Genomic DNA, 17,858 nt, shown 5'->3' with positions numbered 1-17,858 from the left:
GCGGCGCTGTAGGCATTCCGATAAAGACTTCGTTGTAATCAACAGCACGCCTGACAGCGCAATTTGCTCTAAAAAGCACGGTTTGTGCCGGTAACCGCTTCCTATACTGCGACATAAGGCCATATTACCGCTTGCATCGGTGTTCGGGCCTCGGGCCGCTTGCGCTCCATCTGGGGGGCGTTTGGCAACATTGAGAGGAGTGATCGGCATGATTCATCACGTTGTGGGGCTGTTTACCCATCCCGATCAGGAGTGGCGGGAGATTCGTGGCGAAGAAGAAACCATCAGCCACATGTACCTGACGCACACCTTGATCCTGGCGGCGATCCCTGCCGTTTCCGCATTCATCGGTACTACCCAGGTGGGCTGGGTGATTGGCGACCGGCCGGCAGTGATGCTGACCATGGAAAGCGCAATCTGGATGAGCATCATGTCCTACCTAGCGATGCTCGCCGGGGTGGCGGTGATGGGCGCGTTCATCCACTGGATGGCCCGCACCTACGATGCCAACCCCTCCATGGCGCAGTGCATTGCCTTTGCCACCTACACCGCCACCCCGTTGTTCCTTGGCGGCTTGGCAGCCCTTTACCCGCACCTGTGGCTGGGCATGCTGATCGGCACTGCAGCCATTTGTTATACCGTGTACCTGCTGTATGTCGGCTTGCCGACGTTCATGAACATTCCGTCCGATGAAGGCTTCCTGTTTTCCAGCTCGGTGCTGGCGGTGGGCCTTGTGGTGCTGGTAGCGATCATGGCCGCTACCGTGATCATCTGGGGACTGGGCGTGGGGCCCGTCTATACCAACTAGCGCGATAACTACACAGAACCAACACTGGGGCATCAAGTCAGAGGCCGCCGCAAGGCGGCTTCTGGCTGTGTGCTGACCGGTGGCTCGGCAAGCCGCCAGGGCTTGCGGCATAATGCCTGGTCAGGAGAATTACCCCGCCATGCCCGAGCTGCTCAAACAACGCGTCGAAACCTGTTACCAGCAAGCCGAAACCTTCTTCAAACGCCCCTTCCCGCGCCCGGAAATCAGCTTCAAGCTGCGCGGCCAGAAGGCCGGCGTCGCTCACCTGCACGAGAACCTGCTGCGCTTCAACCTGCAGTTGTACCGCGAAAACCAAGAGGACTTCCTGCGCCAGACCGTGGCCCACGAGGTGGCGCACCTGGTGGCTCACCAACTGTTTGGCGAGCGCATCCAGGCCCATGGCGAGGAATGGCAATTGATCATGCGCGGGGTGTATGAATTGCCGCCCAACCGCTGCCATAACTACGCAGTGCAACGGCGGGTGGTCACGCGCTACATCTACCGCTGCCCCTGCCCGCAGAGCGACTTTCCGTTTACTGCGCAGCGGCACAAGCTGGTGCGCCAGGGGCGGCGCTACCTGTGCAGGCGGTGTCGGGCGATATTGGAATACAGCGGCGAGACGCGTGTCGAATAGGCCAGACAGGCCAAGGGGGCCGCTGCGCGGCCCATCGCAGGCAAGCCAGCTCCTACAGGTATGTGCGATCCTGTAGGAGCTGGCTTGCCTGCGATGGGCTGCGCAGCAGCCCCAATTCCAGCTGATGAACCTTAACGGCGGGTTACTTCTCGACGAAGGCGCGCTCGATCAGGTAGTCACCCGGCTCGCGCATGCGGGCAGAGACTTTCAGGCCGAAGCTGTCGAGCACTTCGCTGGTTTCGTCCAGCATGCTTGGGCTACCGCAGATCATCGCACGGTCATCCTGCGGGTTGATCGGCGGCAGGCCGATGTCGCTGAACAGCTTGCCGCTGCGCATCAGGTCGGTCAGGCGGCCCTGGTTCTCGAACGGCTCGCGGGTCACGGTCGGGTAGTAGATCAGCTTGTCACGCACCGACTCACCGAAGAACTCGTTCTGCGGCAGGTGCTCGGTGATGAACTCGCGATAGGCCACTTCGTTCACGTAACGCACGCCGTGAACGAGGATCACTTTTTCGAAGCGCTCGTAGGTTTCCGGGTCCTGGATGACGCTCATGAACGGCGCCAGGCCAGTGCCGGTGCTCAGCAGGTACAGGTGCTTGCCCGGGTTCAGGTCGTCGAGGACCAGGGTGCCGGTAGGCTTCTTGCTGATGATGATCTCGTCGCCTTCCTTCAGGTGCTGCAACTGGGAAGTCAGCGGGCCGTCCGGCACCTTGATGCTGAAGAATTCCAGGTGCTCTTCCCAGTTCGGCGAGGCGATGGAATAGGCGCGCATGAGCGGGCGGCCGCTTTCCTGCTGCAGGCCGATCATCACGAACTGACCGTTCTCGAAGCGCAAGCCCGGATCACGGGTGCACTTGAAGCTGAACAGGGTGTCGTTCCAGTGGTGCACACTGAGGACACGTTCGTGGTTCATGTTGCTCATCGATGGGGCTCCTGAAGAAAGACGCAGCGCGCGCAAGACGCGCAGTTGCGCGATAGTTTAGGGGCAGCGACAATATCTGTTAACTGAATTATCAAGATATGTGTTATCGGTTATATAGATATGCGATTCACTCTCCGTCAGCTTCAGGTGTTCGTCGCCGTAGCCCAGCATCAAAGCGTCTCTCGGGCCGCTGGCCTGCTTGCGCTCTCGCAGTCGGCCGCCAGCACGTCCATCACCGAACTCGAGCGCCAATCCAGCTGCCAGCTGTTCGATCGCGCCGGTAAACGCCTGAGCCTGAACGCCCTGGGCCATCAGCTGCTGCCACAGGCTGTCGCCCTGCTCGACCAGGCCAAGGAAATCGAAGACCTGCTCAACGGCAAGTCCGCCTTCGGCTCGCTGGCGGTGGGCGCCACGCTGACCATCGGCAACTACCTGGCGACCCTGCTGATCGGCAGCTTCATGCAGGTGCACCCGGAAAGCCAGGTCAAGCTGCATGTGCAGAACACTGCGCATATTGTGCAACAGGTCGCCCATTACGAAATTGATCTGGGTCTGATCGAAGGTGATTGCAACCACCCGGACCTGGAGGTTCAGCCTTGGGTCGAAGACGAGCTGGTCGTGTTCTGCGCGCCCCAGCACCCACTGGCAACGCTGGGCAGCGCGAACATTCAGACGTTGTCGCAGGAGGCCTGGATCCTTCGCGAGCAAGGCTCCGGCACGCGCCTGACCTTTGACCAAGCCATGCGCCACCACCGCGCCAACCTCAACATTCGCCTGGAGCTCGAACACACCGAGGCCATCAAGCGTGCAGTGGAATCTGGCCTGGGCATCGGCTGCATTTCGCGCCTGGCCCTGCGCGATGCCTTCCGCCGCGGCAGCCTGGTACCGGTCGAAACCCCGGAGCTGGACCTGATGCGTCAGTTCTATTTCATTTGGCACAAGCAGAAGTACCAGACCTCGGCCATGCGCGAGTTTCTGGAGCTATGCCGCAACTTCACCGCGGGCTTCACCCGCAGTGATGAGATTGTGCTACCGCCTATTGCCTAGAGCAGAATCACGCCCCAGACCAGCGCAACCATGGTGAGCGCCACCAACTGCGCGGCGCTGCCCATGTCCTTGGCGTTTTTCGACAAGGGGTGACGCTCAAGCGAAATACGGTCGATGGCAGCCTCTACCGCCGAGTTGAAAAGCTCGACGATCAAGCCCAGCAGGCACACCGCGATCATGATCGCCCGCTCCGCGCGGCTGACCGGCAGCCAGAAGGCGGTCGGGATCAGCAGCACATTGAGCAGTACCAGCTGACGGAACGCGGCCTCGCCCTTGAAGGCGGCGCGCAAGCCGTCCAGCGAATAGCCGGCGGCGTTGAAGATACGTTTGAGGCCGGTCTGGCCTTTGAATGGCGACATGTGCGTCACTTCACCGATGAAAGGCCGGCAGACTAGTCCAGCTGGGGTCAAAAAAGCGTGAAGAAGCAGCCAGTTAGTGGCTTGCAACCGATTCAAGTTGTTGCAGAAGCAAGGCCGCCTGGGTGCGGGTGCGCACGCCCAGCTTGCGGAAAATCGCCGTCACGTGGGCCTTGATGGTGGCCTCCGAGACACTCAGCTCATAGGCGATCTGCTTGTTCAGCAAACCTTCGCAGACCATGGTCAGCACGCGGAACTGCTGCGGCGTGAGGCTGGCCAGCCCTTCGCTGGCCGCTTTGGCTTCAGCCGAAACGTCGACTTTCTCGAAGGCTTGCGGCGGCCACCAGACCTCACCGTCCAACACCTTGCGCACGGCGTCCTGAATCACTTCCAGCGGGCTGGATTTGGGAATGAAACCACTGGCACCAAACTCGCGAGACTTCACCACGACGGCTGCCTCTTCCTGCGCCGACACCATGACCACGGGGATCTGCGGGTATTGCCCACGCAGCAGGACCAGCCCGGAGAACCCGTAGGCGCCCGGCATGTTCAGGTCCAGCAGGACCAGATCCCAGTCGGCTTTTTCGCTCAGTCGGGTTTCCAGTTCGGCAATGCTCGCCACTTCAACCAGGCGTACATCAGCGCCAAGGCCGAGGGTAACAGCCTGGCGCAGGGCGCCACGAAACAGTGGGTGGTCATCGGCAATCAGGATTTCGTAAGTGGCCATCGATCTAAGGATCCTGTTCTGTGCCAGGCGCTGCGGGGTAGTAAGGGCGCTTGGCGGAAAGGCACGGCGAAGTCCGGGGTAACGGCACCTTCGGCGTGCCCGAATCGGCGCCAAGGATGCCGAGCACGGTCGGGGTGGTCAAGCCAATTGCCCTGCCGCACTCGCCCACCCTGGCTGCCAGCCCCGACATTATGAACCAAACCGGCCCGACTGCCCCTTGGACTATAGGAAGGTATGCAAACGCTGATGCGCGTCGTCCTGTTCATCCAGCGGCAAATGCCGCTTAGCGCTCAGGTAGTGCAGGCTGAACACGTCCAGGTAAGCGTCCAGGGCCTGGGAGGCGCGCTGGTCGCCGGCCAGCTCCAGGCACATGGCCGCCACTTCCGCCGTGCAGAAGTGATCGTCACGTTTGGAACGGCGCAGGCGGTAGCGCGACATCTGCTCGGCCTCCAGGCTCAACACCGGGAAGCGGTCCAGGTAGGGGCTCTTGCGGAACATCTTGCGCGCCTCGGTCCAGGTGGCGTCGAGCAGGATGAACAACGGCCGCTTGCCGGGTTCGCGCACCACCTCGTTGACCACCCGCTCCTGGGCAACGAACTCGCCAGGGAAGACGATATAGGGCTGCCAGTGGGGCTGTTCGAGCAGCGCCAGCAGGTTGTCGTCCACCGCAGTACGCTGCCAGCCGAAGGCCGAGGTGTCCTCGACCAGGTCGGCGATCAGCCAACCGGTGTTGGTCGGCTTCAGTGGCTCGGTGTCGTGCATCAGCAGGCACACGCCCGACTCCGCCGGCACCCGGGGCTTCCAGGCGCACAGGCAATGGCTGGCAATGACCCGGCAATGCGGGCAACGGACGGCCCGTGAACCACGGGCAATGAACGGCTTGTTGCTGCGGGCCAGGCGTTCGGCGCGCAAGCGCGCTACCGCGTGGCTCATGCTGGCAGGCCTTTGAACAGGTTGAAAATGCACACTGCGACGGCTCGGATACACAAAACGCAAGTCTACCAGAGCAGGCGTCATTTGCCGTGCAGCGGGACGGGCTGGCCCCTTATAATCGACACTTTGGCGAGCCTGACGCGCGCAAAAGCGCGCATCAGGGAACGCCACCTGCCGGCGCATGTCAAACCGCCAGTCATTGAACCAGGAGAGATACATGCTGCGTCTTATCGTCCCGACCCTGAGCCTTTTGCTCACCCTGCCCCTGGCGGCCCAGGCGGCGTCCAAACAGGACTACGACCTGAACAAGATGCTGCAGAAGGTCGCTACGGAAAGCAGCGTCGGCACGCCGCGCGCCATCAACGAAGACATCCTCGACCAGGGTTATACCGTCGAAGGCAAGGCGCTGGTCAACCACCTGAGCGTGCGCCAGAGCCACGCCGAGCGCATGCAGGCAAACCCCGAGCAAGTACGCAGCCAGTTGGGCGACAGCGTCTGCCGTAACAGCGGCTTCCGCAACTTGATGTCCAAGGGCGCCGTCATGGTCTATCGCTTCACGGTCTACAAGACCAACCAGCCAGTCATGGACCAGGCATTTGACGCCGCCAGCTGCGTCGCGGGCAGCAAGAAGAAGTAAACCTAGACCACGGGGTGGTCATCAGGGGCGCGCCACTGCTCCTCCTCGGCATCGGCGCGCAACTCTGCCAGAAGCGCTTGCAGGTAGCGTGACTGGCACTCCAGCCCCGAAAGCCTGCGACGGCACTCTGCCTCAAGGCTCAGGTGATGCACCTGAGCTGCATGTTCCAGCTGCTGATACAACTGCCGGTCCACTTCGATGGTCAAGCGATGCATACCGCCACCTCCTGCATCGATACGATTCGCTTTCCCAGTTAATCAAACCCTCACCCCCATAGGCTGCGCGCCGACGAGCGGCGTTCGCCATCACTTCGGCACGATCAGGCGCAACGGTCTAGATTGATAGCGAGAGCGCCAAAAACGCCCAGATGGATTTTTGCCACTGCACCATGGCCTTGAAGGCCTACTGCAACGCTCGGGATACACACTCGAGCCTGAGCAGCCAGCGACGCACGCAGTGTCGCGGCCGGGACACACCATCGACCCGGTCAGAGGTTTTGCTGCAGAAGGAGACGTTGAATGCCTTACCAACCCAACGAGCTGTTGTTCAATCACTTCAGGGACAACAACATCGACCTGAGCAAGATTGACGAACAGCTGCAACTGGTTGCACCAAACAGCCCCAACTTGCCGCTGTACCGGGACATGATGCTGACCATCCTGCGCATGGCCCACGACGACACGGATCGCTGGAGCGCCAAGATCACCCTGCAGGCGCTGCGCGAGCTTGATCATTCATTCCGCGCCCTGGAGCGCTACAAGGGCCGTCGCAAGGTCACGGTGTTCGGCTCGGCCCGAACCCCGCTGGAACACCCGATGTACGCCTTGGCCCGTGAACTGGGCGCCACCCTGGCACGCTCCGACCTGATGGTCATCACCGGCGCTGGCGGCGGCATCATGGCGGCAGCGCATGAAGGGGCCGGCAGCGATCACAGCCTGGGCTTCAACATCACCCTGCCGTTCGAACAGCATGCCAACCCCACGGTGGACGGCACCGACAAACTGCTGCCGTTCCACTTCTTCTTCATTCGCAAGTTGTTCTTCGTCAAGGAGGCTGATGGGCTGGTGCTCTGCCCTGGCGGCTTCGGCACGCTGGATGAAGCACTCGAAGTGCTCACGCTGATACAGACCGGCAAGAGCCCGCTGGTGCCGGTGGTGTTGCTTGACTCACCCGGGGGTACCTTCTGGCGCGACTGCCTCGATTTCATCAGCCGTCAGCTCGAAGAAAACCGCTACATCCTGCCCAGCGACCTCAAGCTGGTGCGCCTGGTGCACAGCGCCGATGAGGCGGTGGAGGAAATCAACCAGTTCTACAGCAACTACCACTCCAGCCGCTGGCTGAAAAACCAATTCGTGATCCGCATGCATCACCCGCTCAGCGAGGCGGCGCTGTACGACATCCAGGAGGGCTTCGCCGATTTGCGCCTGAGCGGCAAATACCACCAGCACGCCGACAGCGGCGCGGAACACGAGGTGGGTAATTTCAGCCATCTGACTCGGTTGTCGTTCGCCTTCAACGGCCGCGACCAGGGCCGCCTGCGCGAACTGGTGGACTTTATCAACCTGCCAGAGAACTGGGCCAAGCCTCAGCCTATGCACACGACTCAGCGGGCCAGGGAGGCGTTGAAGGTTAGTTGAGGCTTACAGCTACCTTGTGGGAGCGGGCTTGTCCCGCGAATGGGGCTACGCGGTGCATGGCACCGGCTTCGCCGGTGTTCGCGGGGCAAGCCCGCTCCCACGTGCGTCAATTTTTAGAAATTGCGCAAGACAGTTGCTCCCACCCGAACTGTGTAACCTCCAAGTCTAGCGGCGCACCTGTGGGGACTGGCGTGCCCTCGTTCACCGGCGAAGCCGGCTCTCACACCGTTTTAGTAGTCGTCGAGATCCCGACCACTGAGCAGGCGGCCGATCATTTCCAGGGAGAACCCACGGTAGGCAAGGAATCGGGTTTGCTGGGCACGGCTGCGGGGGTCATGCGGGCGTTGCCCGGCAAACTTGCGTTGCCAGACATCCATCAAACGCTGCGCCCAATCCACACCGCTTTCCCGTAACGCCTGATCGATATCGCCACGGTCCAGGCCACGCTGGCCCAGTTCTTCGCGTATACGCGCAGGGCCATAGCCGGAATTGGAGCGGTACCTGATGAAGCTTTCAAGGTAGCGGGCTTCGCTGAGCAGCCCTTCTTCGGCGAGCCGATCGAGCTCAGGCTCGATCATCTCATCCAGAGCGCCTCGCTGACGCAGTTTGCGCGTCAGCTCGACGCGACCATGCTCACGTCGCGCGAGCAGGTCCATGGCTGTCCGCCGAATGGCGACGGGGGTGTCGAGTACGGCGGACATAGTCGCTATCTACAACAGTGATCAATAACCGGCGTCGGCATCAGCCACGTCGTCAGCACTGGCTTCGGCAGCGGCAGCCTTGCCCGCTTCGGCGGCAGCACCGGCTTTGAGCAGCTTCTCGCGGATCTGCTTCTCGATCTCGGCACCAATGGCCGGGTTCTCAGCCAGGTACTTGGCGGCGTTGGCTTTGCCTTGGCCAATCTTGTTGCCCTGGTAGGCGTACCAGGCACCGGACTTCTCCACCAGCCCCTGAGAAACACCCAGGTCGATGATTTCGCCGTTGCGGTAGATACCCTTGCCGTAGAGGATCTGGAACTCGGCCTGACGGAACGGCGGCGAGACCTTGTTCTTGACGATCTTGACGCGGGTTTCGCTGCCGACCACTTCGTCGCCTTCCTTGACCGCGCCGGTACGGCGGATGTCCAGGCGCACAGAGGCGTAGAACTTCAGGGCGTTACCGCCGGTGGTGGTTTCCGGGCTGCCGAACATCACGCCGATCTTCATACGGATCTGGTTGATGAAGATGACCAGGCAGTTGGCGTTCTTGATGTTACCGGTGATCTTGCGCAGCGCTTGGGACATCAGACGAGCCTGCAGGCCTACGTGCATGTCACCCATCTCGCCTTCGATCTCGGCCTTGGGCACCAGGGCTGCCACGGAGTCGACGATGATCACGTCGACCGCGTTGGAGCGCACCAGCATGTCGGTGATTTCCAGCGCCTGCTCACCGGTGTCTGGCTGCGACACCAGCAGGTCGTCGACATTGACGCCCAGCTTGCCGGCGTATTCCGGGTCAAGGGCATGCTCGGCGTCGACGAAGGCGCAGGTGGCGCCATTCTTCTGGGCTTCGGCGATGACCGACAGGGTCAGCGTGGTTTTACCCGATGACTCCGGGCCGTAGATTTCGACGATACGGCCTTTTGGCAGGCCGCCAATGCCGAGGGCGATGTCCAGGCCCAGGGAACCGGTGGAGATAGCCGGGATGCCGGTGCGCTCGTGGTCGCCCATGCGCATGACTGCGCCTTTGCCGAATTGGCGTTCGATCTGACCCAGGGCCGCAGCCAAGGCGCGTTTCTTGTTGTCGTCCATTGAAACCCTCACGTGTTCGACTTGGCCCTGATGGCCGGAATACCTGTATAAGTAGCCAGTATTATTCCACAGCGAAGCGCGCGCGCAAACCCCTGTCGTCGATTTACTCGGCACCAAGCTGTAACAAGCCGTCTAACGCGGCGATCACAGTTTGTCGGCGCACCGCATCACGGTCGCCGTCGAACTGGCGGCGCTCGCTGAAGACACGGCTGCCATCGGCCCAGGCCAGCCACACGGTACCCACCGGTTTTGCCGGCGAGCCACCGTCCGGCCCGGCCACACCGCTCACCGCCACCGCAAAGCGCGCGCCGCTGGCCGCCTGCGCGCCGCGGGCCATGGCTTCGACCACCTCCTGGCTGACCGCCCCCACCTGGCCGAACAGTGCCGCGGGCACCCCCAGCTGGCGGGTCTTCTGGGCATTGGAGTAGGTCACGTACCCGGCCTCGAACCAGGCCGAACTGCCGGGGATGCGGGTAATGGCCTCGGCGATGCCACCGCCCGTGCAGGATTCGGCGGTGGTCACCTGGGCATTGAGGCGGCGCAGGTGCTCGCCCAGGCGGGCGGAAAGTGCGGTGATCGGGTCCATGTCAGGCTCCTTGAAGACTGCGCACTACCCTACCACCCCATGCGCGGCGCGGCTTCAGGAAACCTTCAGGCTATCGCGGGCAATGGCGCTGAACGCACGCTCGTCGCGCCGCCCAAGACGCGGCAGGCCCGCTGGCCAGCCCTGGGTCCAGTCCAGGCCACGCAAATGGCGCATGTCCTCAATCGCCGAACGCCACCAGACCACCTTGCAGGCGCGCTGGTAATCGTCGCGGCCGATGACACTGCCATATAAAAGCTTGCGGCCGACACCCCGGAGCTCTGGGGGCACGCGCGTAAGGCTCCACTTGACCGAAAGGCGGTTGAGCCAGGATGGCACCGGGCGATGCGCAGGCACCTTCAAGGCCAGGCCAGGCATCTTCGGCGTAAAGCGCTCGCCGTGGCGGGCGAAGAAAATCTCCAGAATGGCGTGGATGTACTGCTTCATCGCAAAGTAGTGGCTGATCACGCCACGCGCCTGGTTGATCTGCACGCCCTGCAACTCGAACGAAAAGGCGATCTGCTCGATGGTGTGCAACTCACGGGCGTAAGGCGTCCATGCATCGATGCGCTGGATGGCCCGTTCGGCAATGCCGGCATTCTCACGGGTGAAGCCCAGGACACCGCTGTTGCACAGCCGCAGGTCGTCGCTCGGCACAGCGCCCGCACGCGCAAGCCCTGCGCTGAAGCCGAGGTAGTCCTCACGGTGCGACGCCTCGGCCCAGCGCATCTCGACCTCGTCCACCAGGTACTGCCCGGCATCCACCTGGCCAAACAGCTTCAGCGGTGACTGCAGGAACACCGTGTCGGTGTCGATGAACACTGTCTTGTCCGCCCACTGCCCAGCTTGCGCAATGGCGCAGGCCTTGCGCCGATGGGTGTAGCCGCCCTCCCCGGTCCAGGCCTGCAGGGTCGCGTCATCCAGCGCGATCACCTCTACCGGCCAACCGGCGAATGCCTGCGGCTGGTCGGTCAACACACGAATCACCGGCAGCTCCGCCGGCTTGCAGCGCGCCAGGGCGGTGAGGATGCTGAGCTTGGCTTCCAGCTGGTAAATCCGCCGATCACCGTACAGGAGGTAGATCAGTTGCTGCTTTACATAAGGGATACGGCTGGACAGGTTCATCACTACGTCACGGCTAGGGGCATTCAAAAAGGCCGCGCATTCTAGTGCAGTCAAGGACGAAGCTCCATGATGGCCCGCCGAACTGCGCGCACATGCCCCACTGCGGCCGCCTGCATCTGGATGAAAAAGCCTGTACCATTGCCGGTTTTACCATCGCCAACCAGATCACCCGCTGTAAGGCCCTGAATGTCAGATCTCTCCGCACACACCCCGATGATGCAGCAGTACTGGAAGCTGAAAAACCAGCACCCGGACCAGCTGATGTTCTACCGCATGGGCGATTTCTACGAGATCTTCTACGAAGATGCGAAGAAAGCCGCAAAACTGCTGGATATCACCCTGACCGCGCGCGGCCAGTCGGCCGGCCAGTCCATCCCCATGTGCGGCATTCCGTTCCATTCGCTGGAAGGCTACCTGGCCAAACTGGTCAAGCTCGGCGAATCGGTGGTGATCTGCGAACAGATTGGCGACCCGGCAACCAGCAAGGGCCCGGTAGAGCGCCAGGTGGTGCGCATCATCACCCCCGGCACGGTCAGCGACGAAGCACTGCTCGACGAGCGCCGCGACAACCTGATTGCCGCGCTGCTGGGCGATGAACGCCTGTTTGGCCTGGCGGTGCTGGACATCACCAGTGGCAACTTCGGCGTGCAAGAGATCAAAGGCTGGGAAAACCTGCTGGCCGAGCTCGACCGCCTCAACCCGGTCGAACTGCTGATCCCCGACGACTGGCCACGCGACCTGCCGGCCGAAAAACGCCCTGGTGCGCGCCGCCGCGCCCCGTGGGACTTCGACCGCGATTCGGCGCGCAAGGCCCTGTGCCAGCAATTCGCGACCAAGGACCTCAAAGGCTTTGGCTGCGACAAGCTGACCCTGGCCATCGGCGCCGCCGGTTGCCTGCTGACCTACGCCAAGGAAACCCAGCGCACCGCCCTGCCGCACCTGCGCAGCCTGCGCCACGAGCGCCTGGACGACACGGTCATCCTGGATGGCGCCAGCCGCCGCAACCTGGAGCTGGACGTCAACCTGGCGGGCGGGCGCGACAATACCCTGCAGTCGGTGATCGACCGCTGCCAGACCGCCATGGCCAGCCGCTTGCTGACCCGCTGGCTGAACCGCCCACTGCGTGACCTCAAGGTCCTGCAGGCGCGCCAGGATTCGATCCGTTGCCTGCTCGACGGCTACCGTTTCGAAAAACTGCAGCCGCAGCTCAAGGAAATTGGCGATATCGAGCGGATCCTCGCCCGTATCGGCCTGCGCAATGCCCGCCCACGCGACCTCGCACGCCTGCGTGATGCCCTCGGCGCCCTGCCCGAGCTGCAAAACGCCATGGCCGAGCTGGAAGCCCCGCACCTGGCGCGCCTGGCCGCCATTACCGGCACTTACCCAGAGCTGGCCAGCCTGCTGGAGCGGGCGATCATCGACAACCCGCCCGCGGTAATCCGTGACGGCGGCGTGCTCAAGGCCGGCTACGACAATGAGCTGGACGAGTTGCTGGCGATCAGCGAGAACGCTGGCCAGTTCCTGATCGACCTGGAAGCCCGTGAAAAAGCCCGTACCGGCCTGGCCAATCTCAAGGTCGGCTACAACCGCGTGCATGGCTACTTCATCGAGCTGCCGACCAAGCAGGCCGAACAAGCCCCGGGCGACTACATTCGCCGCCAGACCCTCAAGGGTGCGGAGCGCTTCATCACCCCAGAGCTCAAGGCGTTCGAGGACAAGGCACTGTCGGCCAAGAGCCGCGCCCTGGCCCGCGAGAAGATGCTTTACGATGCCCTGCTCGAAACCCTGATCAGCCACCTGGCACCGCTGCAAGACAGCGCTGCCGCCCTGGCCGAACTGGACGTGCTGAGCAACCTCGCCGAGCGAGCCCTGAACCTCGACCTGAACTGCCCTCGCTTCGTCGACGAGCCGTGCTTGCGCATCGACCAGGGCCGTCACCCGGTGGTCGAGCAGGTGCTGACCACGCCGTTCGTGGCCAACGACCTGAACCTGGACAACAGCACCCGCATGCTGATCATTACCGGCCCGAACATGGGCGGTAAATCTACCTACATGCGCCAGACCGCCTTGATCGTGCTGATGGCGCACATCGGCAGTTTCGTGCCGGCAGCCCAGTGCGAGCTGTCGCTGGTCGACCGCATCTTCACCCGCATCGGCTCCAGTGACGACCTGGCCGGCGGGCGCTCGACCTTCATGGTCGAGATGAGTGAAACCGCCAACATTCTGCACAACGCCACCGACCGCAGCCTGGTGCTGATGGACGAAGTCGGCCGCGGCACCAGCACCTTCGACGGCCTGTCGCTGGCCTGGGCCGCCGCCGAGCGCCTGGCCCAGTTGCGTGCTTACACGCTGTTCGCCACGCACTACTTCGAGCTCACTGTACTGCCGGAAAACGAGCCGTTGGTGACCAACGTGCACCTGAACGCCACCGAGCACAACGAGCGCATCGTCTTCCTGCACCATGTGCTGCCAGGCCCTGCCAGCCAAAGCTACGGCCTGGCCGTGGCACAACTGGCCGGCGTGCCCACCCCGGTCATTCAGCGCGCCCGCGAGCACCTGGGCCGCCTGGAAACCGCGAGCCTGCCGCACGAGCAGCCGCTGGGCAAGCAGGCCAAGGATGAGCCACACGTCCCGCACCAGAGCGATCTGTTCGCCAGCCTGCCGCACCCGGCCATCGAGAAGCTGGGTAAGCTGAACCTGGACGACATGACCCCGCGCCAAGCTATCGAAATGCTATATCAACTAAAGAACCTGTTATAACGGCGCCCACTACAAGCTGGTAGAATCCGCCGCGGTTTGCTGGTGCTGCAGGTTATTAGCCTGGCCTGCAGCCACATACCCGTAAACCGCGCGGCCCCGAGAGGAAGGGCCGCCGCCGTCGCCTGAGGAGAGAACTAGAAATGACCTTCGTCGTCACCGACAACTGCATCAAATGCAAATACACCGACTGCGTGGAAGTCTGTCCGGTGGACTGCTTCTACGAAGGCCCGAACTTCCTGGTCATCCACCCGGACGAGTGCATCGACTGCGCACTGTGCGAGCCGGAATGCCCAGCGCAAGCCATCTTCTCGGAAGACGAAGTGCCATCGGGCATGGAAAACTTCATCGAGCTGAACGCCGAACTGGCGGAAATCTGGCCAAACATCACCGAGCGTAAGGACGCCCTGCCGGACGCTGAAGCGTGGGATGGCAAGACTGGCAAGATTGCAGATCTGGAGCGCTGATAGCGCGCGGATACGAAAAAGGCCCATTCGGGCCTTTTTTCATTTTCAGCAGGCAAAAAAAAGGGGCGGTATGACCCGCCCACATTTTTTTCCGTAGTCCCTGATTGTCCCAAACATCATCCTGATGAAATCGCTTCTTGCGATGTCCTTGGCCTTCTCCCTGAAAGCCTGTGCATGTCCGTGTGCACAGTTCGAATACTAGCGACTTCAGCGGGCGAGACAACCGAGGCACCTCTCAAGATATTACCGCGGACACTTTTCCTCACATCCAAATAATCCATGATTTTCAGTAAGTTAGGATTACGGCAGAGCTGAAAACGACAATGATTTACTGTTGGTTGCATAGATAGCTTACAAAACAAGTAAGCGATCTCTTACACCCGATGTTACTGGGGTGGCGCGGTACACAAATGCTGGATGGCAAATCTGGCTTCTGACCTGCGCATCCCCCTGTAGGAGCAGCCTTGTGCTGCGAAGAGGCCGGTGACCCCACCGCGAATTTGCACTGTTGCCACCGGCCTCTTCGCAGCACAAGGCTGCTCCTACAGGGAGGCGCGTTATTCTGCGCTGCACCGCGCACACAAAAACGCCCCGAGGCTATCGGGGCGTCTTATGCTGGCGAACAGCTTGTTACTGGAACAACGACTCGCTAGACAGGCCATTCTTCTCGAGGATCTCGCGCAAGCGCTTGAGCCCCTCTACCTGGATCTGCCGTACACGCTCACGCGTCAGGCCGATCTCCAGGCCAACATCTTCCAGGGTGCTGCTCTCATGCCCACGCAGGCCAAAGCGGCGCACCACCACCTCACGCTGCTTGTCGGTCAGCTCACCCAGCCACTGATCGATGCTCTGCGACAGGTCGTCGTCCTGCAGCAGCTCACACGGGTCGGTCGGGCGGTCATCGGTAAGGGTATCGAGCAGGGTCTTGTCCGAGTCCGGCCCGAGCGAAACATCCACCGAAGACACTCGCTCGTTCAGCCCCAGCATCCGCTTGACCTCAGCGACAGGCTTCTCCAGCAGGGTGGCGATTTCTTCTGGCGAGGGCTCGTGATCAAGCTTTTGGGTCAACTCCCGCGCAGCGCGCAGGTAGACGTTGAGCTCCTTGACCACGTGGATCGGCAGGCGAATGGTACGGGTCTGGTTCATGATCGCCCGTTCGATGGTCTGGCGAATCCACCAGGTCGCATAGGTCGAGAACCGGAAACCACGTTCCGGGTCGAATTTCTCGACCGCACGGATCAACCCCAGGTTGCCCTCCTCGATCAGGTCGAGCAACGACAGGCCACGATTCACGTAACGACGGGCAATTTTCACAACCAGGCGCAGGTTGCTTTCGATCATGCGCTTGCGGCCGGCGGGGTCGCCTTTTTGCGACAGGCGCGCAAAATGCACTTCCTCTTCTGGCGACAGCAGAGGCGAGAATCCAATCTCATTGAGGTACAACTGAGTAGCATCAAGTGCCCGAGTGTAATCGATGTACTTGTGCTGCTTGAGCGAAGAGCCGGTCTTGGCCCTTGTCCGAACCGAAGATACAGCAGGTTCGTCTGACACCACATCCGTTTCCAAAACGATGCCCGTCTCCATCAGGAGGACGTCATCGTCGATGTCAAACTCCGGCGCTTCTTTATTGAGAGCCATTGTTATAGTCCTTTGCTGAGTTCGAACTCAGACTCGAGCGGCACCTGTATCCCTGGCAGCGCTGGAGCCTGTCCCCTCTACATCAGAGGAACAGGCCAGGTACAACAATCAACGACGTGGCAGGAACTGGAGCGGATCGACGGGTTTGCCCTGGCGGCGAATCTCGAAATGCAGCTTCACCCGATCAGTGCCCGTGGACCCCATTTCAGCAATCGACTGCCCAGCCTTGACCTGCTGCCCCTCCCGAACCAACAGCCTGCGGTTGTGACCGTAGGCACTGACGTAGGTATCGCTGTGCTTGATGATGATCAGCTCGCCGTAGCCCCGCAAGCCACTCCCGGCGTAGACCACTGCACCATCAGACGCAGCAAAAACAGGCTGTCCCAAATCACCGGCGATATCAATGCCTTTATTCAAACTACCGTTTGAAGCAAATTTTCCAATTAGCACGCCGTTGGCCGGCCAGGTCCAACCGCCTACCGCGCGCTCTGCGGCCGGCACGGTGGCGACCACTGGTGCACTGGTTGTCGGGGCCGTCGTAGCCGGCTTGGTGCTACCGCTCGGGGCGGTGCTACCAACGGGGCGACGAATGACCGTGGTTTTACTCGAGGACGAAGGGTTGGATACCACCGTGGTGCTACCCGTGGCGCCGCTGCTGAAGCGAATCGGCTGGCCAGGGCGAATGGTGTAAGGCGCCGGGATGCCGTTGCGGGCGGCCAGCTCCTTGTAGTCCCAGCCGTAACGGAAGGCGATGGAGAACAACGTATCGCCCGGCTTGACGATGTACTGACCGGAGGTCACCGTCGGCCGTTTGGGCGCTGCATTGTTACGGTCGACCACCCGCGCGCTTGTCGAGCTGGTGCTGGAACAACCCGCCAGCAAGGTGCCCATGGCCAGTGCAATCACCAGAAGCTTGAAGCCCGCCCATTCCTTGCGCTGCCGAATGACTGTGTGACCCACCCGCGCTCCCCTCATGGTGCCGAATACCGAAATAACGATAAGAAATGCAATATTGTTGCAATTATAACCGAGCCCACCTGTATTGGGTGGACGGCTGCAAAGGCCACTCGTGCTATAGCAGATCACCCCGCCAGATAGACAGGGCAATGGCGCAAGAATTCGTCGCTGGCGTAAATATTCCGTGGTTCAGGCCAGCGGGCCATTGAGCAATGGCACGAAGCGCACGGCGCCTAGCACACGCCGGGAGAACCCATGCTCCTCACGCACGATCAGCATCAACTGCTGTGTTTCGCCTGCCGGGCCCACCGGAATCACCATGCGCCCCCCCGGCGCCAGTTGATCGAGCAGTGCCTGTGGCACCTCGGGCGCCACGGCGGTGACGATGATGCCGTTGTAGGGTGCCAGCGCCTGCCAGCCCTCGCAACCATCGCCCCAGCGGAACACCACGTTACGCAGGTTCAGCTCTACCAGGCGCTCCTTGGCGCGATCCTGCAGCACCTTGATGCGCTCCACCGAGAACACCCGCTCCACGAGCTGGGCAAGTATCGCCGTCTGGTAGCCGGAGCCCGTGCCGATCTCCAGCACCTTGTCGAGCGGCCCGGCCTCAAGCAGCAGCTCGCTCATGTGCGCAACCATGAACGGCTGCGAGATGGTCTGGTTGTGGCCGATCGGCAGCGCCGTGTCTTCATAGGCGCGATGCGCCAGGGCCTCGTCGACGAACAGGTGGCGCGGGGTGCGGCGGATCGCGTCGAGCACCTTGGGGTTCGCCACGCCTTCTTCGCACAGGCGCTGGATCAGCCGCTCCCGGGTCCGTTGGGAGGTCATGCCGATACCCCG

The 17,858-nt window shown here is 61.9% G+C and carries 19 protein-coding genes; 7 read left to right on the top strand and 12 right to left on the bottom strand.

The genetic code is table 11. From position 1 onward, the window contains the following. Window positions 1–208: 208 nt before the first annotated feature. Both HU764_RS04080 and HU764_RS04075 read left to right on the top strand, forming a co-directional pair. Complete coding sequence (locus HU764_RS04080; RefSeq protein ID WP_027595835.1) at window positions 209–808, top strand: Yip1 family protein; 600 nt, start codon at window positions 209–211, stop codon at window positions 806–808. A 139-nt stretch (window positions 809–947) separates the two neighbouring features. Then, entirely contained in the window at window positions 948–1,442 is a 495-nt protein-coding gene (locus HU764_RS04075; RefSeq protein ID WP_027595834.1) for a SprT family zinc-dependent metalloprotease, read from the top strand. Window positions 1,443–1,584: 142 nt separating this feature from the next. On the opposite strand, the gene fpr is transcribed toward HU764_RS04075, so the two are convergent. Continuing rightward, entirely contained in the window at window positions 1,585–2,364 is a 780-nt protein-coding gene (gene fpr / locus HU764_RS04070) for a ferredoxin-NADP reductase (RefSeq protein ID WP_016501130.1), read from the bottom strand. A gap of 120 nt (window positions 2,365–2,484) precedes the next feature. Between fpr and finR the strand changes: the two genes are divergently transcribed. Further along, the gene (gene finR / locus HU764_RS04065) at window positions 2,485–3,411 is read left to right on the top strand and encodes a LysR family transcriptional regulator FinR (protein WP_027595833.1); all 927 of its coding nucleotides are present in this window, start codon (window positions 2,485–2,487) and stop codon (window positions 3,409–3,411) included. Here finR and HU764_RS04060 read toward each other — a convergent pair. The 3 genes from HU764_RS04060 to HU764_RS04050 all read right to left on the bottom strand — a co-directional run bounded on the left by HU764_RS04060 (window position 3,408) and on the right by HU764_RS04050 (window position 5,427). After that, complete coding sequence (locus HU764_RS04060; protein ID WP_027595832.1) at window positions 3,408–3,770, bottom strand: diacylglycerol kinase; 363 nt, start codon at window positions 3,768–3,770, stop codon at window positions 3,408–3,410. The genes finR and HU764_RS04060 overlap by 4 nt on opposite strands. Before the next feature lie 73 nt (window positions 3,771–3,843). After that, window positions 3,844–4,494 carry a response regulator transcription factor ErdR gene (gene erdR, locus HU764_RS04055; protein ID WP_027595831.1) on the bottom strand — a complete coding sequence of 217 codons (651 nt, stop codon included), beginning with the start codon at window positions 4,492–4,494 and terminating at the stop codon, window positions 3,844–3,846. Window positions 4,495–4,716: 222 nt separating this feature from the next. Continuing rightward, entirely contained in the window at window positions 4,717–5,427 is a 711-nt protein-coding gene (locus tag HU764_RS04050) for a tRNA-uridine aminocarboxypropyltransferase (RefSeq protein ID WP_186676075.1), read from the bottom strand. 217 nt (window positions 5,428–5,644) lie between these two features. Here HU764_RS04050 and HU764_RS04045 point away from each other — a divergent pair, with 217 nt between their 5' ends. Continuing rightward, window positions 5,645–6,064 carry a quorum-sensing-regulated virulence factor family protein gene (locus tag HU764_RS04045; protein ID WP_027595829.1) on the top strand — a complete coding sequence of 140 codons (420 nt, stop codon included), beginning with the start codon at window positions 5,645–5,647 and terminating at the stop codon, window positions 6,062–6,064. A 2-nt stretch (window positions 6,065–6,066) separates the two neighbouring features. Here the strand turns inward: HU764_RS04045 and HU764_RS04040 are convergent, their stop codons facing one another. Beyond that, on the bottom strand, window positions 6,067–6,279 hold the full coding sequence (locus HU764_RS04040; RefSeq protein ID WP_085272754.1) for a hypothetical protein: 213 nt from the start codon (window positions 6,277–6,279) through the stop codon (window positions 6,067–6,069). Window positions 6,280–6,582: 303 nt separating this feature from the next. Between HU764_RS04040 and HU764_RS04035 the strand changes: the two genes are divergently transcribed. Next, window positions 6,583–7,701, top strand: a complete 1,119-nt coding sequence (locus HU764_RS04035) for an LOG family protein (RefSeq protein ID WP_085272753.1) — start codon at window positions 6,583–6,585, stop codon at window positions 7,699–7,701. A gap of 230 nt (window positions 7,702–7,931) precedes the next feature. Here the strand turns inward: HU764_RS04035 and recX are convergent, their stop codons facing one another. The 4 genes from recX to HU764_RS04015 all read right to left on the bottom strand — a co-directional run bounded on the left by recX (window position 7,932) and on the right by HU764_RS04015 (window position 11,253). Then, the gene (gene recX / locus HU764_RS04030) at window positions 7,932–8,402 is read right to left on the bottom strand and encodes a recombination regulator RecX (protein WP_027595826.1); all 471 of its coding nucleotides are present in this window, start codon (window positions 8,400–8,402) and stop codon (window positions 7,932–7,934) included. Between the two features lie 21 nt (window positions 8,403–8,423). Next, window positions 8,424–9,491, bottom strand: coding sequence for a recombinase RecA (gene recA, locus HU764_RS04025; RefSeq protein WP_027595825.1), 1,068 nt, complete (start codon window positions 9,489–9,491; stop codon window positions 8,424–8,426). A gap of 103 nt (window positions 9,492–9,594) precedes the next feature. After that, window positions 9,595–10,077: a CinA family protein gene (locus HU764_RS04020; protein ID WP_099453151.1), complete on the bottom strand. Its 483-nt coding sequence runs from the start codon at window positions 10,075–10,077 to the stop codon at window positions 9,595–9,597. A gap of 54 nt (window positions 10,078–10,131) precedes the next feature. After that, a complete protein-coding gene (locus tag HU764_RS04015) occupies window positions 10,132–11,253 on the bottom strand; it encodes a hypothetical protein (RefSeq protein WP_225935611.1) in 1,122 nt (373 codons plus the stop codon). A 132-nt stretch (window positions 11,254–11,385) separates the two neighbouring features. Here HU764_RS04015 and mutS point away from each other — a divergent pair, with 132 nt between their 5' ends. Together mutS and fdxA are read left to right on the top strand one after the other, a co-directional pair. After that, the gene (mutS, locus tag HU764_RS04010) at window positions 11,386–13,959 is read left to right on the top strand and encodes a DNA mismatch repair protein MutS (protein ID WP_186702963.1); all 2,574 of its coding nucleotides are present in this window, start codon (window positions 11,386–11,388) and stop codon (window positions 13,957–13,959) included. A 140-nt stretch (window positions 13,960–14,099) separates the two neighbouring features. After that, complete coding sequence (fdxA, locus tag HU764_RS04005) at window positions 14,100–14,423, top strand: ferredoxin FdxA (protein WP_186676057.1); 324 nt, start codon at window positions 14,100–14,102, stop codon at window positions 14,421–14,423. Between the two features lie 630 nt (window positions 14,424–15,053). On the opposite strand, the gene rpoS is transcribed toward fdxA, so the two are convergent. From rpoS to HU764_RS03990, 3 genes are all read right to left on the bottom strand, one after another. Then, complete coding sequence (gene rpoS, locus HU764_RS04000; RefSeq protein WP_027595820.1) at window positions 15,054–16,061, bottom strand: RNA polymerase sigma factor RpoS; 1,008 nt, start codon at window positions 16,059–16,061, stop codon at window positions 15,054–15,056. Window positions 16,062–16,169: 108 nt separating this feature from the next. After that, window positions 16,170–17,021: a peptidoglycan DD-metalloendopeptidase family protein gene (locus tag HU764_RS03995; RefSeq protein WP_186702962.1), complete on the bottom strand. Its 852-nt coding sequence runs from the start codon at window positions 17,019–17,021 to the stop codon at window positions 16,170–16,172. Window positions 17,022–17,207: 186 nt separating this feature from the next. After that, on the bottom strand, window positions 17,208–17,846 hold the full coding sequence (locus HU764_RS03990; protein WP_172960402.1) for a protein-L-isoaspartate(D-aspartate) O-methyltransferase: 639 nt from the start codon (window positions 17,844–17,846) through the stop codon (window positions 17,208–17,210). Window positions 17,847–17,858 lie beyond the last annotated feature (12 nt).

Origin of the sequence: Pseudomonas kermanshahensis, assembly GCF_014269205.2 — a bacterium.
GTDB classification, from domain to species: Bacteria; Pseudomonadota; Gammaproteobacteria; order Pseudomonadales; family Pseudomonadaceae; genus Aquipseudomonas; species Aquipseudomonas kermanshahensis.
Note: the sequence above shows the minus strand (reverse complement) of the source record. Positions and strands in the feature narration are given on the sequence as shown.

What these genes read in the sequence shown, in the direction of transcription:
- HU764_RS04080 (WP_027595835.1), top strand. Translation starts at nt 209, where the DNA reads ATGATTCATCACGTTGTGGGGCTGTTTACCCATCCCGATCAGGAGTGG.
- HU764_RS04075 (WP_027595834.1), top strand. Translation starts at nt 948, where the DNA reads ATGCCCGAGCTGCTCAAACAACGCGTCGAAACCTGTTACCAGCAAGCC.
- fpr (WP_016501130.1), bottom strand. Translation starts at nt 2,364, where the DNA reads ATGAGCAACATGAACCACGAACGTGTCCTCAGTGTGCACCACTGGAAC.
- finR (WP_027595833.1), top strand. Translation starts at nt 2,485, where the DNA reads ATGCGATTCACTCTCCGTCAGCTTCAGGTGTTCGTCGCCGTAGCCCAG.
- HU764_RS04060 (WP_027595832.1), bottom strand. Translation starts at nt 3,770, where the DNA reads ATGTCGCCATTCAAAGGCCAGACCGGCCTCAAACGTATCTTCAACGCC.
- erdR (WP_027595831.1), bottom strand. Translation starts at nt 4,494, where the DNA reads ATGGCCACTTACGAAATCCTGATTGCCGATGACCACCCACTGTTTCGT.
- HU764_RS04050 (WP_186676075.1), bottom strand. Translation starts at nt 5,427, where the DNA reads ATGAGCCACGCGGTAGCGCGCTTGCGCGCCGAACGCCTGGCCCGCAGC.
- HU764_RS04045 (WP_027595829.1), top strand. Translation starts at nt 5,645, where the DNA reads ATGCTGCGTCTTATCGTCCCGACCCTGAGCCTTTTGCTCACCCTGCCC.
- HU764_RS04040 (WP_085272754.1), bottom strand. Translation starts at nt 6,279, where the DNA reads ATGCATCGCTTGACCATCGAAGTGGACCGGCAGTTGTATCAGCAGCTG.
- HU764_RS04035 (WP_085272753.1), top strand. Translation starts at nt 6,583, where the DNA reads ATGCCTTACCAACCCAACGAGCTGTTGTTCAATCACTTCAGGGACAAC.
- recX (WP_027595826.1), bottom strand. Translation starts at nt 8,402, where the DNA reads ATGTCCGCCGTACTCGACACCCCCGTCGCCATTCGGCGGACAGCCATG.
- recA (WP_027595825.1), bottom strand. Translation starts at nt 9,491, where the DNA reads ATGGACGACAACAAGAAACGCGCCTTGGCTGCGGCCCTGGGTCAGATC.
- HU764_RS04020 (WP_099453151.1), bottom strand. Translation starts at nt 10,077, where the DNA reads ATGGACCCGATCACCGCACTTTCCGCCCGCCTGGGCGAGCACCTGCGC.
- mutS (WP_186702963.1), top strand. Translation starts at nt 11,386, where the DNA reads ATGTCAGATCTCTCCGCACACACCCCGATGATGCAGCAGTACTGGAAG.
- fdxA (WP_186676057.1), top strand. Translation starts at nt 14,100, where the DNA reads ATGACCTTCGTCGTCACCGACAACTGCATCAAATGCAAATACACCGAC.
- rpoS (WP_027595820.1), bottom strand. Translation starts at nt 16,061, where the DNA reads ATGGCTCTCAATAAAGAAGCGCCGGAGTTTGACATCGACGATGACGTC.
- HU764_RS03990 (WP_172960402.1), bottom strand. Translation starts at nt 17,846, where the DNA reads ATGACCTCCCAACGGACCCGGGAGCGGCTGATCCAGCGCCTGTGCGAA.